The sequence below is a fragment of the Achromobacter sp. genome (assembly GCF_036567245.1).
Lineage (GTDB): Bacteria > Pseudomonadota > Gammaproteobacteria > Burkholderiales > Burkholderiaceae_B > Achromobacter.
Window position 1 is genome coordinate 1 of record NZ_DATCUY010000052.1, and the last position, 14,041, is coordinate 14,041.

At 65.6% G+C, this 14,041-nt stretch carries 13 protein-coding genes; 10 read left to right on the forward strand and 3 right to left on the reverse strand.

Features of this window, described 5'->3' with window-relative positions; genetic code table 11:
• On the reverse strand, nucleotides 1–855 hold an 855-nt coding region (locus VIR09_RS01830; RefSeq protein ID WP_332011256.1), incomplete at its 3' end, for a glycosyltransferase family 39 protein.
• A 285-nt stretch (nucleotides 856–1,140) separates the two neighbouring features.
• On the opposite strand from VIR09_RS01830, the gene VIR09_RS01835 reads away from it, so the two are divergent.
• The 6 genes from VIR09_RS01835 to VIR09_RS01860 all read left to right on the forward strand — a co-directional run bounded on the left by VIR09_RS01835 (nucleotide 1,141) and on the right by VIR09_RS01860 (nucleotide 7,509).
• On the forward strand, nucleotides 1,141–1,878 hold the full coding sequence (locus tag VIR09_RS01835) for a FadR/GntR family transcriptional regulator (RefSeq protein ID WP_332011259.1): 738 nt from the start codon (nucleotides 1,141–1,143) through the stop codon (nucleotides 1,876–1,878).
• Nucleotides 1,879–2,018: 140 nt separating this feature from the next.
• On the forward strand, nucleotides 2,019–3,593 hold the full coding sequence (locus VIR09_RS01840) for an ABC transporter substrate-binding protein (RefSeq protein WP_332011261.1): 1,575 nt from the start codon (nucleotides 2,019–2,021) through the stop codon (nucleotides 3,591–3,593).
• 100 nt (nucleotides 3,594–3,693) lie between these two features.
• A complete protein-coding gene (locus VIR09_RS01845) occupies nucleotides 3,694–4,701 on the forward strand; it encodes an ABC transporter permease (protein ID WP_332011264.1) in 1,008 nt (335 codons plus the stop codon).
• On the forward strand, nucleotides 4,698–5,537 hold the full coding sequence (locus VIR09_RS01850) for an ABC transporter permease (RefSeq protein ID WP_332011267.1): 840 nt from the start codon (nucleotides 4,698–4,700) through the stop codon (nucleotides 5,535–5,537). Before VIR09_RS01845 ends, VIR09_RS01850 begins: the two co-directional genes overlap by 4 nt.
• 9 nt (nucleotides 5,538–5,546) lie before the next feature.
• Nucleotides 5,547–7,178, forward strand: coding sequence for an ABC transporter ATP-binding protein (locus VIR09_RS01855; protein ID WP_332011270.1), 1,632 nt, complete (start codon nucleotides 5,547–5,549; stop codon nucleotides 7,176–7,178).
• Between the two features lie 40 nt (nucleotides 7,179–7,218).
• The gene (locus tag VIR09_RS01860; protein ID WP_332011273.1) at nucleotides 7,219–7,509 is read left to right on the forward strand and encodes a cupin domain-containing protein; all 291 of its coding nucleotides are present in this window, start codon (nucleotides 7,219–7,221) and stop codon (nucleotides 7,507–7,509) included.
• 155 nt (nucleotides 7,510–7,664) lie between these two features.
• Here the strand turns inward: VIR09_RS01860 and VIR09_RS01865 are convergent, their stop codons facing one another.
• Entirely contained in the window at nucleotides 7,665–8,690 is a 1,026-nt protein-coding gene (locus VIR09_RS01865) for a LacI family DNA-binding transcriptional regulator (protein ID WP_332011275.1), read from the reverse strand.
• Between the two features lie 132 nt (nucleotides 8,691–8,822).
• Between VIR09_RS01865 and VIR09_RS01870 the strand changes: the two genes are divergently transcribed.
• From VIR09_RS01870 to VIR09_RS01885, 4 genes are read left to right on the forward strand one after another with little or no spacing between them, the layout of a single operon-like run.
• Complete coding sequence (locus VIR09_RS01870) at nucleotides 8,823–9,365, forward strand: TRAP transporter small permease (protein WP_332011277.1); 543 nt, start codon at nucleotides 8,823–8,825, stop codon at nucleotides 9,363–9,365.
• A gap of 36 nt (nucleotides 9,366–9,401) precedes the next feature.
• Nucleotides 9,402–10,682, forward strand: coding sequence for a TRAP transporter large permease subunit (locus VIR09_RS01875; RefSeq protein WP_332011280.1), 1,281 nt, complete (start codon nucleotides 9,402–9,404; stop codon nucleotides 10,680–10,682).
• A gap of 22 nt (nucleotides 10,683–10,704) precedes the next feature.
• Complete coding sequence (locus VIR09_RS01880; protein ID WP_332011283.1) at nucleotides 10,705–11,721, forward strand: TRAP transporter substrate-binding protein; 1,017 nt, start codon at nucleotides 10,705–10,707, stop codon at nucleotides 11,719–11,721.
• A 57-nt stretch (nucleotides 11,722–11,778) separates the two neighbouring features.
• Nucleotides 11,779–13,560: an IlvD/Edd family dehydratase gene (locus VIR09_RS01885; protein WP_332011285.1), complete on the forward strand. Its 1,782-nt coding sequence runs from the start codon at nucleotides 11,779–11,781 to the stop codon at nucleotides 13,558–13,560.
• A 15-nt stretch (nucleotides 13,561–13,575) separates the two neighbouring features.
• Here the strand turns inward: VIR09_RS01885 and VIR09_RS01890 are convergent, their stop codons facing one another.
• Complete coding sequence (locus VIR09_RS01890) at nucleotides 13,576–13,965, reverse strand: YbaN family protein (protein WP_332011288.1); 390 nt, start codon at nucleotides 13,963–13,965, stop codon at nucleotides 13,576–13,578.
• Between the last annotated feature and the right edge of the window lie 76 nt (nucleotides 13,966–14,041).

Here is a 14,041-nt window from a genome sequence, read left to right on the forward strand (position 1 = left end):
CGACTGCGCCGCGCAAGCGCCCCCACGGCGGCGAGCCAGCCACCACCAGGCGCCCAGCAGCACCCACGCCGGCATCGCCCGGTTCAGCAGCTGGTCGCCCCACCATCGGACCACTTCCGCCAATCGGGTGCTCCAGGGCAGACCCGCGGCCAGCGATGAGGCCATCGCGTAATTCAGGGGTTCGAAGTCGTTGTAGGCCAGCCAGCACAGATGCGGGGCAAAGACCGCCAGCGCCGTCAACGCCGCCACCTGCAGACCGTAGCGGTGCATGGGGTCGCGCCAGCCCCCCTGGCTCAACCAGAACACCAGCACGGCGGCGCCCGCCACCGCGCTCTGGTACTTGGACAAGGCTCCCAGGCCCAGGCAGACGCCCAGCGCGATCCACCACCCGATCCGGCGTGTGGTCCAGGCCTTCCAGCACGCGACGGCGCAGCCCACCGCCAGCGGGATCAGCACGATCTCGTGGTTGTAGAAATGCAGGCGGCCGTTGTAGAAGGTGATGCAGAGGCCGGCCAGCAACGCCGCCCGCGCGTAGCCGCTGCCACGCATGTCCCGCAACCAGCGCCACAGCAGCGCGAAAGCACCCAGGGTGCAGAGCGTGCCGACGATGTAGCTCGTCCATGCCGACCAGCCCAGCAATTGCACCGCGGGCCACAACAGCCAGGTCGGCAACGGCGGATGCTTGTAATACCCCCATTCCAGGCTGCGCACCCAGGTGAGCTGCTCGATGTTGTCGGTGGGAGGCGCCAGGGCCGCCCTGTCCAGCAGCGTCAGCCACGCCAGCGCGAACACCGCCATACCCGCGCCGATCCGCCAGCCCTCGGGCCGGAACGCCCGCTCCACAAGTTTCTTCAATCCCCCCTCCTTCCTGCCGGCGCAGCGCACTGCTTCATGCCCTACATCGGGCGGGACGGAGTATGGGATGGCCCCTGCTCGCAACAGAGGCGATTCTGTTCGGGATTTGTCGGAAAACTGTAAAGCGCGCAAGGCCGTCTAACTGGCCTGACCACCTTAAAGAAAGAGGTGGAATCCCTGTGATCGTTTTCCCTTGAAACGCAAAATTCCCCTTCTTATTCAAGGATGAGATGCCTATATTTGGTGGCCTGACCACCTGGTCCAAGGTTCCTGCCTCAGCCGCCGATGAACACCTTCCAAGCTGCCACCGTCACCCGCCTGTACCGCGTCATCGCCGACCAGATTGCCGGCCGGATCCGGGCCGGCGAATTCCCTCGCGGCGGGCGCCTGCCCTCTGAACGAGAACTGGCCGAACAGCTGCAAGTCAGCCGCGCGTCGATCCGCGAGGCCCTGATCGCGTTGGAAATCGAAGGCTATGTCGAGGTGCGCGTGGGTACCGGGGTATTCGTCACCGCCGCCCGGGAAGCGGCCACACCCACCGCGGGCTACTCCGCGCCAGGACAGGACGGCATCGGCCCCTTCGACCTGCTGGAAGCGCGCATGCTGATCGAACCCGAATGCGCCGGCATGGCCGCGCAGCATGGATCGCCCGCCCAGATCGCCGCCATCCGCGACGCCCACGAGGGCATGTCGCTCGGCAATTCGCCCGGCAAACATGACCGCGAATTCCACAACGCCATCGCCGCGGCTTGCGGCAACGCCGCGGTCGCGGCCTCGGTGGCTCATCTGTGGGAATTGACGCAGACCAGCCCGGTGTACAGCCGCATGGAGGATTACTTCGTCGACACCAAGGTCTGGGCGATCGCCCATGCCGAGCACCAGCGCATCCTGACCGCCATCCAGGCGCGCGACCCGATCCGCGCGCGGCACGCCATGCATGCGCATCTGCTGGGCATCCTGGCGCGCTTGCGAGAGGACTTTGGCGACGACAACGGCGCGCCGCAATGGTGCGCGGCACGCTGAACAGCACCCATACGAAGCATTGTTGTAGCGGCTCCACCCGTAGTACCCCTGAAAACACAGGTGGCATGAGGTTTGCTTGCCAGAGCACGGCATCCGCGACGCGGACACCTGTCAGATCCTTTCCAGCCCGGAGGCTCGCAGTGAAATCGAAAAAATGGTTCTCCCTAAGCATCGGCGCACTGGTCCTAGCGGCCGCGCTGCCCGCCACGCAAGCCCTGGCCCAGACCAAGGGCGGCACGCTGAACATGATCGTCCAGCCCGAACCGCCAGTAATCGTCACGGCCATCAACCAGCAGGGCCCCACGCAATTCGTCGCCGGCAAGATCTACGAGAGCCTGCTGACCTACTCCACCGACCTGAAGCCGCAACCCGGCCTGGCCAAGTCGTGGGAGGCCTCGGCCGACGGCCTGACCTACACCTTCCACCTGCAGGACAACGTCAAATGGCATGACGGCAAACCCTTCACGTCCGAAGACGTGGTGTTCTCGCTGGCGGACATGCTGCCCAAGACCCATGCGCGCGCCCGCGTGATCCTGAACAAGTTCGTGGAATCGGTGCAAGCGCCGGACGCGAAGACGGTCGTCGTCAAGCTGAAGACCCCCTTCCCCGCCTTCATGCTGATGTTCGAGCCGGGCTTTGCGCCCATGATGCCCAAGCACATTTACGCGGGCACCGACTACATGACCAACCCGGCCAACCAGAAGCCGGTCGGCACCGGCCCGTTCATGTTCAAGGAATGGAAGCGCGGCGAATACATCAAGCTGACCCGCAACCCCGACTACTGGAAGCCGGGCAAGCCCTATCTGGATGAGCTGGTGTTCAACGTCATCCCCGACTCGGCCTCGCGCGCGGTGGCCTTCGAGCGCGGCAGCGTGGACGTGCTGCGCGGCGGCGATGTGGACAACGTCGACATCAAGCGCCTGCGCGCCCTGCCCAAGGTCGAATACACCACCGCCGGCTGGGAGATGTTCTCGCCCCAGGCCTACCTGATCTTCAACATGCGCAAGCCGCCCTTCGACAATCTGAAGGTGCGCCAGGCGGTGATGGCGGCGATCAACCGCAACATGGTGGTCAACAACATTTTCTTCGGCCTGGGCAAGGTCTCCACCAGCCCCTTCGTCACCACCGAGATGTTCTACGACAAGAACATGCCGCCGCTGGCGTTCGACATGAAGAAGGCGCGCGCGCTGATCAAGGAATCCGGCATCAAGCCCGAGGACTACACGATCCGCCAACTGAGCTTCCCCTATGGCTCCACCTGGGACCGCCTGGGCGAATACACCAAGCAGGCGCTGGAGCAACTGGGATTCAAGGTCAACCTGGAAGCCACCGACGCGGGCGGCTGGGCCAGCCGCACGGGCAACTGGGACTTCGACATGACGACCACCTTCACCTACCAGTACGGCGACCCCGCCCTGGGCGTGCAGCGGCTCTATGTCTCGTCGAACATCGTCAAGGGATCGCCGTTCGCCAACGTGCAGGGCTACAGCAACCCCGAGACTGACAAGCAATGGGAAGTCGCCGCTTCCGAGGTGGATCCCGCCAAGCGTCAGGAGATCTACACCAAGCTGCAAACCACGCTGGTCAATGAAATCGCCAACGGCTTCCTGGTGGACATGGAATTCCCCACGCTCTATCGCGGCAACGTGAAGAACCTGGTCAAGACCGCCATCGGCCTGAACGAGAGCTTCGACGACGTCTACATCGAGAAGTAAGGCGCGGGACGCCGCCGCGCAAGCCATTGCGCAGCGGCGGATCCCGGCCGGACGACGGCTGCGCGTGGCAGCCCGCGCCCGACCTGAAAGGACCCAGAGCATGAAATTCCTGTCTTTTCTCGTTTCACGCATCGGCAAGGCCCTGGTGGTCGTGCTGGGCGTGGTGATCATCAATTTCTTCCTGATCCGCCTGGCCCCTGGCGACCCCGCCGCCGTGCTGGCGGGCCAGGCCGGCGCGGGCGATGCCGCCTACGTCGAACAGCTGCGCGTGGCGTTCGGCCTGGACAAGCCCATCCTGACCCAGCTGCTGCTGTACCTGAAAGGCGTGGTGCAGCTGGACCTGGGATTCTCGTACCGCAACCATGTGCCGGTGCTGGACCTGATCCTCGAACGCCTGCCGGCCACCTTTCTGCTGATGTCCTGCGCCTTCGTGTTTTCCATCGTGCTGGGCGTCTTCCTGGGCGTGGTGGCGGCCAAGGCCCGCTACCGCAACAAACGCCGCTGGATCGACAGCTCGGTCATGACGGGCGCCCTGGTGCTGTATGCCACGCCGCTGTTCTGGCTGTCGCTGATGGGCATCCTGCTGTTCTCGGTGGTGCTGGGCTGGCTGCCGGCCTTCGGCATGGAGACCGTGGGCGCCAACCTGAGCGGCTGGGCGCGCGCGGGCGACATTGCCCAGCATCTGATCCTGCCCACCGTGACGCTGGGCTGCTTTTTCATGGCGGTGTACGTGCGGCTGACGCGCGCCTCCATGCTGGAAGTGATAGGCATGGATTTCGTCAAGACGGCGCGCGCCAAGGGGGTCAGCCCCGGCCGCGTGATCCGCGCCCACGTGCTGCGCAACGCGCTGCTGCCGGTCATCACCTTCGCCGGCATCCAGCTGGGGCAGATGGCGGGCGGCGCGGTGCTGACCGAAACCGTGTTCGCCTGGCCCGGCATAGGCCGGCTGATGTTCGACGCGCTGCTGCAGCGCGACTACCAGCTGCTGCTGGGCATCTTCCTGGTCACCTCCATCATGGTGGTGGTGTTCAACCTGCTGACCGACGTGCTGTACCGACTCATCGATCCGCGCATCGGCGCGGGCGCGCAACAAGGAGCCGCCGCATGAAGTCTTTTGCCCGGCGCTACATGCGCAATTACGGAGCGGTGGCCGGACTGGCCATCATGCTGATCGTGGTCCTGGTGGCCCTGGCCGCGCCGCTGCTGTACGAAGAATCGCCCTGGATGATGGTGGCCGACCCGCTGATTCCGCCCTTCACCAATGCCGACTACCCCTTCGGCACCGACATGCTGGGCCGCGACATCACGGCCGGACTGGTCTGGGGCGCCCGGGTTTCGCTGATGGTGGGCCTCCTGTCCACCGCCGTGGCGCTGGTCTTCGGCATCGTGGTCGGCTCGGTGGCGGGTTATTGCGGCGGCCGAGCGGACGACGCGCTGATGCGCTTCACCGAGTTCTTCCAGACCATCCCGCAACTGGCCATGGCCGTGGTGCTGGTGGCGATCCTGAGCCCCTCGGTCTATTCGATCATGGGCGCCATCGCGGTCGTATCGTGGCCGCCGGCCGCGCGCCTGGTGCGTTCGGAGTTCATGACGCTCAAACAACGCGAATTCGTACAGGCCGCCATCGTCATCGGGCAGACGCCAGCCCGCATCGTCAGCACCCAGATCCTGCCCAATGCCATGTCGCCCATCATCGTGTCGGCGTCCTTCATGGTCGCCACCGCGATCCTGACGGAATCGTCGCTGTCCTTCCTGGGGCTGGGCGACCGCAACCTGATGAGCTGGGGCTTCATGATCGGCGCCGCGCGCACCATGATCCGCGAGGCCTGGTGGATGAGCGTCTGGCCCGGGGTGGCGATCCTGCTGACCGTGCTGGCCATCAACCTGATCGGCGAAGGCCTGAACGACGCCCTCAACCCGCAGCTGCGCAAGCGCGGCGAATAGGAGGACGGCATGAACGCTTCCGCTCCTTTGCTGTCCATCCAGAACCTGAGCATCGCCCTGCCCAAGGGCGGCGACCGCCCCTATGCCGTGCAGGACGTGTCCTACGACATCCGCGCCGGCGAAATCCTGTGCATCGTCGGCGAATCGGGTTCGGGCAAGTCCATGAGCGCCAACGCCATCATGGGCCTGCTGCCCGACTACCTGACGCCGCAACAGGGCCGCATCCTGTTCCGTGGCCAGGACCTGCTGCGGCAGGACGAAGCCACCCTGCAAGCCATGCGCGGCAAGGACATGGCGATGATCTTCCAGGAGCCCCTGTCGGCGCTCAACCCGCTGATGACGGTCGGCGAACAGATCAGCGAAGTCATGCGCGTGCACAACGCGTATCCAGGCGCGCAGCGCATGGCCCGCACGCTGGAGCTGCTGGCCTTCGTGGGCCTGCCCGACCCCGCCACGCTCTACCACGTCTATCCTTTCCGCCTGTCCGGCGGCCAGCGCCAGCGTGTGATGATCGCCATGGCCCTGGCGCTGGAGCCCGCGCTGCTGATCGCCGATGAGCCCACCACCGCGCTGGACGTCACCACCCAGGCGCAGATCCTGGCGCTGATCGCCCGCATCCAGAAAGAGAAAGGCATGGGCGTCATGTTCGTCACCCATGACTTCGGCGTGGTGGCCGAGATCGCGCACCGGGTCGCCGTCATGGAAAAAGGCATCCTGGTGGAACAGGGGCCGGCCGAAGAGGTGCTGAACCGCCCCCGCCACCCCTACACGCAACGCCTGATCGCGGCCGTGCCGCACCGCCGCGGCGAAGAGCGCACGGCCGCCGCGGACGACCTGCCGGTGCTGGACGTGCGGGACTTGAAGAAGACCTATGTGGTGGGGCGCGGCTGGCTGGGCGGCAAGCGCGAGGTTCACGCCGTGGATGGCGTCAGCTTCAGCGTGCGGCGCGGCGAAACGCTGGGTATCGTCGGCGAATCAGGCTCGGGCAAGTCCACCATCGGCAAATGCCTGCTCAAGCTGGTGGGCATCAATGGCGGCCAGTTGATCTTCAACGGCCAGGACATCGCCGCCATGCCGGAATCGCGCTTCCGGCCGCTGCGACACGACATCCAGATGATCTTCCAGGACCCTTTCGCCTCGCTCAACCCGCGCCACACCGTGGGCCGCATCATCAGCGACGGCCCCGTCGCCAACGGCGTGCCGCGCGCCCAGGCCGAGGCACGGGTGCGGGAACTGCTGTCGCTGGTCGGGCTGGACCCATCCGCCTTCGACCGCTACCCCAACCAGTTCTCGGGCGGCCAGCGCCAGCGCATCGGCATCGCGCGCGCGCTGGCGCTGGAGCCCAAAGTGCTGGTCGCCGATGAATCGGTGTCGGCCCTGGACGTGTCCGTCCAGGCGCAGGTACTGCAGCTCTTGCATGATCTGCAGCAACGCTTGAAGATTGCGCTGGTCTTCATCACGCATGACTTGCGCGTGGCTGCCCAGATCTGCAATTCCGTGCTGGTCATGCATCGCGGCAAGGTGGTCGAGTACGGTTCGCCCGCGCAGATCTTCGACAACCCGCAACACGCCTACACGCGGCAGTTGATCGCCGCGGTCCCCGGCCAGCATTGGGACCCGACCAAGGCGCAAGCGGCCTGAAGCGCGCAAGTATATTCATACCCCCAAAGGAGAACACCCCATGCAACGCCCCGCCGCGATACCGACAGTGCAGATCGACAATGACATGGTCACCGTCACCGAATGGCGCTTTCCGCCCGGCGGCGAAACGGGATGGCACCGCCACGGCATGAATTACGTGGTGGTCCCGCAGACCACCGGCCCGCTCCTGCTGGCTACGCCTGACGGCGAGATCACCAGCCAGCTCACCACCGGCGTGGCCTACTACCGGCCCGTGGGCGTGGAACACAACGTCATCAACCCCAACGACACCGAGTTCGTGTTCGTCGAAATCGAACTCAAGCGCGCCTGACGCCAGCGAGGGCAGCCATGAAGGCGTTTTCCCGGAAGAGAAAGTGCTGCATACGCCATGGCAATTCATGCGGCTTGGGCGCATCGGCGGACTGGCGCAGAGCTTCCTGATATCCGCCTTTCAACGCGTCGCTGCGCCGAGGCTGAACCCGGTCTTCAACTGGTCTCGCGCTGCACCAGCTTGAAGCCCAGGTCCACGTGACGTTCAGCGACGGACTCGCCCGCCAGATGCCGCATCAGCAGGCCCGCGGCCGATACGCCGATCTGGTAGCGCGGCGTGGCAATGGTGGACAGCGGCGGCGTGGTCCAGGCCGTGCCGGCCACGTCGTGGAAACCGATGATGGCCATGCGCTCTGGCACCGGAACGCCCAGGCGTCCACACTGGAACACGGCGCCTTGAGCCAGGTCATCGTTGCAGAAAAAAAGCGCCTCGCAGTCGGGGTGGAGTGCGCGCAACTGCTCCAGCAGGGACGCCCCCAGGCCGATGGATGATTTCTCCGGCGTCATGATTTCCAGGGCTGGGTCGTACAGGCCCGCGTCCCGCAAAGCCTGGCGGCAGCCTTCGCAGCGGCGCAGCGAACGCGGATCCAGCTGCGCGCCCACGATGCCGATGCGGCGGTAGCCCCGCTCCACCAAATGGCGGCCGGCGGCATAGCCAGAATCGAATTGCGAAAACCCCACGCTCATATGCTCGCCGCCATCCAGCGTCTCGATCGTGTGCACGGTCGGAATGCGCTGCGTGTCCAGCAAATCCCATACGCCCGGGTTGTGATCGACGCCCGTCAGGATCAGGCCGTCGGGCGCATGCTGCAGGTACTTGCGCAGCAAGGCTTCTTCCTCGTCCGGCGAATAGCCGGTCACGCCGATCAGCATGTGGTAGCCGTGACGGTCCAGCTCTTCCTTGATTCCCGCGATGATGTCCACGAACACCACGTTGCTCAGCGACGGGATCAGCGCCACGATGGTCTGCGAGCGAGCAGACGCCAGGGCGCTGGCCGCATGGTTGGGCACGTAACCCAGCTCCTGGCAGACCCGCGCGATGCGCTGGCGCAATTCCTCCGCCACCTTGTCCGGCGTGCGCAACGCGCGCGATACCGTGATCGCGCTGACGCCCACTCGGCGCGCGACCTCCTGCATGGTGACGCGGCCGGCGCGTGAACTGCGGGGTTTACGGATGGACATCGGTCCTCGGGATGGGTTGGTGAGCGCGTAGTCTGACGCAAAAAACTGGGGCTTGCCAAACGCAAAATGTTAGCGCTAACATTCCGCACAGCATAACCCTAAAAAATTCCGGGAAACGGATAGGAGACAAGCATGCAAGCTTCCCCACCGGGGCGGCCCGGCGGTACGCCGCTGGCCCGCGCCGCCGATTGGTGCTTCGCGCTGCAGACCTGGCTGATGGTGACCTGTCTGGCCGTCATGGTGGTGCTGTTGTTCGGCAACGTCGCGCTGCGCTACCTGTTCAATTCCGGCATCAACGTCTCCGACGAGATCTCCCGGCTGGCGTTCGTCTGGATGATCTTCCTGGGTTCGGTGATTGCGCTGCGTACGCACCAGCACATCGGCGTCACCATGCTGGTCGAACGCTTCGGCCCCGCCGCCCGCCGCGTCTCGCACGTGTTCTGCCAGTTGCTGGTTTTGTGGGTGCTGTGGCTGATGGCCAAAGGTAGCTGGACGCAGACCGTCATCGGCCTGGACACCGTGCTGCCCGTCACCGGCATGTCGCTGGCGGTGTTCAATGCCGCGGCGCTCTATGCGGCTGTCGCCATGGGCATCCTGACCCTGATCGATCTGGTGCGCGTCCTTGCGGGCGGGCCCTTGCCGGCGGAATCCAGCCCCGAAGACCCGCTGGTCTGACGGCTCCGCTCCCAACTCCCCGCCCGGACGTCCGCAATGATCCTGACCGTCTTCCTGCTCGTGCTGCTGGGGCTGATCGCCCTGGGCATGCCTATCGCCTTCGCGCTGCTGCTCAGCGCGATCGCCATGATGTTCCAGCTGGACTTCTTCGATACCCAGATCCTGGCGCAGAACATGCTGTCGGGCGCCAACAGCTTCACCCTCATGGCGGTGCCCCTGTTCATGCTGGCCGGCGAACTAATGAACGCCGGCGGCATCTCGCGCCGCATCGTCAACCTGGCCAGCACCTTCGTGGGCCACATCCAGGGCGGCCTGGGTTATGTGGCCATTTTCGCCAGCGTGCTGCTGGCGGCGCTATCCGGGTCGGCCGTGGCCGACGCCGCGGCGCTGGGCTCGCTGCTGATCCCCATGCTGCGCGAAAAAGGCTATGACGCGGGCCAGGCCTCCGGGCTGATCGCGGCCGGCGGCATCATCGCCCCCATCATCCCGCCCTCGATCTCGTTCATCATCTTCGGCGTCGCCACCAACGTGTCGATCACCAAACTGTTCTTCGCCGGCATCGCGCCCGGGCTGATGATGGGCCTGACGCTGGTCGCGGTATGGACCTGGGTGGCGCGCAAGCATGGCAGCATCAAGCCTGCACCGCGCGTACCCTGGAGCAAGCGCTGGAAAGCGCTGCGCGAATCGCTGTGGGCCCTGATGCTGCCGGTCATCATCATCGGCGGCTTGCGCGGCGGCATCTTCACGCCGACCGAGGCGGCCGTCGTCGCCGCGGTCTACGCGCTGCTGGTCAGCCTGTTCGTCTACCGCGAAATCGGCATACGCGACCTGGCGCCGCTCTTCATCAATGCCGCCAGCACCACCGCCATCGTCATGTTCCTGGTGGCCGCCGCCATGGTCTCGTCCTACATGATCACGCTGGCCGACATGCCGCAGGACCTGATCGCGCTGCTTGAGCCGGTCCTGGACCAGCCCAAGCTGCTGATGTTCGCCCTGCTGGTGCTGCTCACGCTGGTGGGCACGGTGATGGACCTGACCCCCACCATCCTGATCTTGGCGCCGGTGCTGATGCCGGTGGTCACCAAGGCCGGCATCGACCCCGTCTACTTCGGCGTGATGTTCGTCATGGTGGGCTGCGTCGGCCTGCTCACGCCGCCGGTGGGAACCGTCCTCAATGTGGTCTGCGGCGTCGCCCGCATCAATATGGAAACCATCTGCAGAGGCGTGTGGCGCTACGTCGTCGCCTACACCCTGCTGCTGGTCCTGCTGGTGATCTTCCCCGAGCTGATCACCGTACCCGCACGCTGGATGCATTAGAAAAACCCCAAGGAGGAGCACCATGATGAACCGTTTCAAGACCCGCATTGTTGTCCTGGCGACGGCGCTGTCCTGCGCCATCGCCGGCGTCGCGTCCGCCGCCGACGTCAAACCGCGACTGATCCGCTTCGGCTACGGCCTGAACGAAGAAAGCGTCCAGGGACGCGCCGCGCGCCACCTGGCACAGGAGCTGGAAAAGATCAGCGGCGGCAAGCTCAAGATGAAGACCTTCGGTTCGGCCAACCTGGGCTCGGACGAGCAGATGCAAAGCGCCCTGGCGGGCGGCGTACAGGAAATGATGGTGGGCTCCACCGCGCCGCTGGCCGGTATGGTCAAGGAGTTCGGCGTGTTCGACCTGCCCTTCCTCTTCAACAGCGAAAAGGAAGCGGATGCCGTGCTGGACGGCCCGCTGGGCCAGGACATGCTGAAGAAGCTGGAGGCCAAGGGCATCGTCGGCCTGGTCTACTGGGAAAACGGCTTTCGCAACATGACCAATTCCAAGCGCCCCATCGCGCGCGCGGAAGACCTGCAAGGCATCAAGCTGCGCGTGATGCAGAACCAGATCGCGCTGGGCGTCTTCAACACGCTGGGCGCGAATGCCGTGCCCATGCCGTTCTCGGAACTGTTCACCGCCCTGGAAACGCGCACCGTGGACGGGCAGGAGAACCCCATCACCACCATCCAGAGCAGCAAGTTCTACGAGGTCCAGCCCTACCTGACCATCACCCGCCACGTCTATACGCCATGGGTAGTGCTGGCGTCCAAGAAATGGTGGGACACCCTGTCGCCCGAAGAACAAAAACTCATCCGGCAGGCGGCCGCGTCATCGCGCGATTTTGAACGCCTGGACAGCCGGGCCGATTCCCAGAAGGCCATGACCACGCTGGAGCAGGCTGGCATGAAGATCAACACCGTCTCGCCGGAAGAAGTTGCGCGCATGCGCCAGAAGGTGCAGCCGGTGGTCGACAAATACACGCAGGAACTCGGCCCCGAGCTGGTCAAGCAACTGAATGACGAAATCCAGAAGGCGCGCAACTAGCCTTCGCGGCCCGGACACGAGCCGGGCCGCCACGCAACCGTTGTAATCGAGAATCCCATGCCACAAACTCCCCGCAAGCTGCGCAGCCAGAAATGGTTCGACGACCCGGCGCACGCCGATATGACGGCCATCTACGTCGAGCGCTATCTCAACTACGGCCTGACGCGCCAGGAACTGCAATCGGGGCGGCCCATCATCGGCATCGCCCAGACCGGCAGCGACCTGGCGCCCTGCAACCGCCATCACCTGGCGCTGGCCGAACGCATCAAGGCTGGCATCCGCGATGCGGGCGGCATCCCCATGGAGTTTCCCGTGCACCCGCTGGCCGAACAGGGCCGGCGTCCCACCGCGGCGCTGGACCGCAACCTGGCCTACCTCGGTCTGGTCGAGATCCTGCATGGCTATCCGCTGGACGGCGTGGTCCTGACCACCGGTTGCGACAAGACGACGCCCGCCTGCCTCATGGCGGCGGCCACCGTCGACATCCCCGCCATCGTGCTGTCCGGCGGGCCGATGCTGGACGGCTGGCACGACGGCCAGCGCGTCGGCTCGGGAACCGTCATCTGGCATGCGCGCAATCTGATGGCCGCGGGCAAGCTGGACTACGAAGGCTTCATGACGCTGGCCACGGCATCGTCGCCATCCATCGGTCACTGCAACACCATGGGCACGGCGCTGTCGATGAACTCGCTGGCCGAGGCGCTGGGCATGTCGCTGCCCACCTGCGCCAGCATCCCCGCGCCCTACCGCGAGCGCGGCCAAATGGCCTATGCCACCGGCCTGCGCATCTGCGACATGGTGCGCGAAGACTTGCGGCCGTCACACATCCTGACCCGACAGGCCTTCGAAAACGCCATCGTCGTGGCCTCGGCGCTGGGCGCTTCCAGCAACTGTCCGCCGCACCTCATCGCCATCGCGCGCCATACGGGCATCGACCTGAGCCTGGACGACTGGCAGCGGCTGGGAGAAGACGTGCCGTTGCTGGTCAACTGCGTGCCCGCGGGCGAGCATCTGGGTGAAGGCTTCCACCGCGCAGGCGGCGTCCCGGCCGTGCTGCATGAGCTGGCGGCAGCGGGCCGCCTGCACACGGACTGCGCCACCGTCTCCGGCAAAACCATCGGCGAGATCGCGGCCGCGGCCAAGACCAACAATGCCGACGTCATCCGCAGTTGCGATGCGCCGCTCAAGCACCGCGCAGGATTCATCGTTCTTTCGGGTAATTTCTTCGACAGCGCGATCATCAAGATGTCGGTGGTGGGCGAAGCCTTCCGCCGCGCCTATCTGTCGGAGCCCGGCTCGGAGAACGCCTTCGAGGCGCGCGCCATCGTTTTCGAAGGTCCGGAGGACTATCACGCGCGCATCGAAGACCCCGCCCTGAATATCGACGAGCATTGCATCCTGGTGATCCGCGGCGCCGGCACCGTGGGCTACCCGGGCAGTGCGGAAGTGGTCAACATGGCGCCGCCCTCGCACCTGCTCAAACGCGGCATAGATTCGCTGCCCTGCCTGGGCGACGGCCGTCAAAGCGGCACCTCGGCCAGCCCTTCCATCCTGAACATGTCGCCGGAGGCCGCGGTGGGCGGCGGCCTCGCGCTGCTGCGCACCGGTGACCGTATCCGCGTCGACCTGAACCAGCGCTCGGTCATCGCCCTGGTGGACGAAACCGAAATGGAGCGTCGCAGGCTGGAACCTCCTTACCAGGCCCCGGAATCGCAGACGCCCTGGCAAGAGCTGTACCGGCAATTGGTCGGCCAGCTTTCAACCGGCGGCTGCCTGGAGCCCGCCACCTTGTACCTGAAGGTCGTCGAAACACGGGGCGATCCCCGGCATTCGCATTGATTCCCGCGCCGGCGCCTATTGCCGAGCACGCCCTGCGGCCGGCTCCTGCGGCGCCGGCCGCGTGACGACATAGGCGGCGCTGGCCAGGAAAAACACGGCGACGGCGGCGGCCAGCATCCACGACGGGTGCGCCCCCCACCAGAACAGCACGTAGCCGACGCCCATGCCCAGGCAGGCGTAGGTCTTGCCCTTGCGCGACACGGCCCCCTGGTCCCGCCAGGCGCGCAGCGCGGGGCCGTAGGTCGGGCTATCCAGCAGCCATTTCTCCAACCGCGGCGACGACCGGGAAAAGCAGGCCACCGCCAGGATCAGGAATATGGTCGTCGGCATGACGGGCAGAAACGCGCCAATCACACCCAACGCCAGCATCAGGCAACCCAGGCAGAGCCACAGTACTCTCATCATGATGGGCAGCAGGATATCCCAGGTGTTCCGGTCGCTTCAAACGCGCCGTGCAATTTCGCGTTGGGCGCCGCCTTCC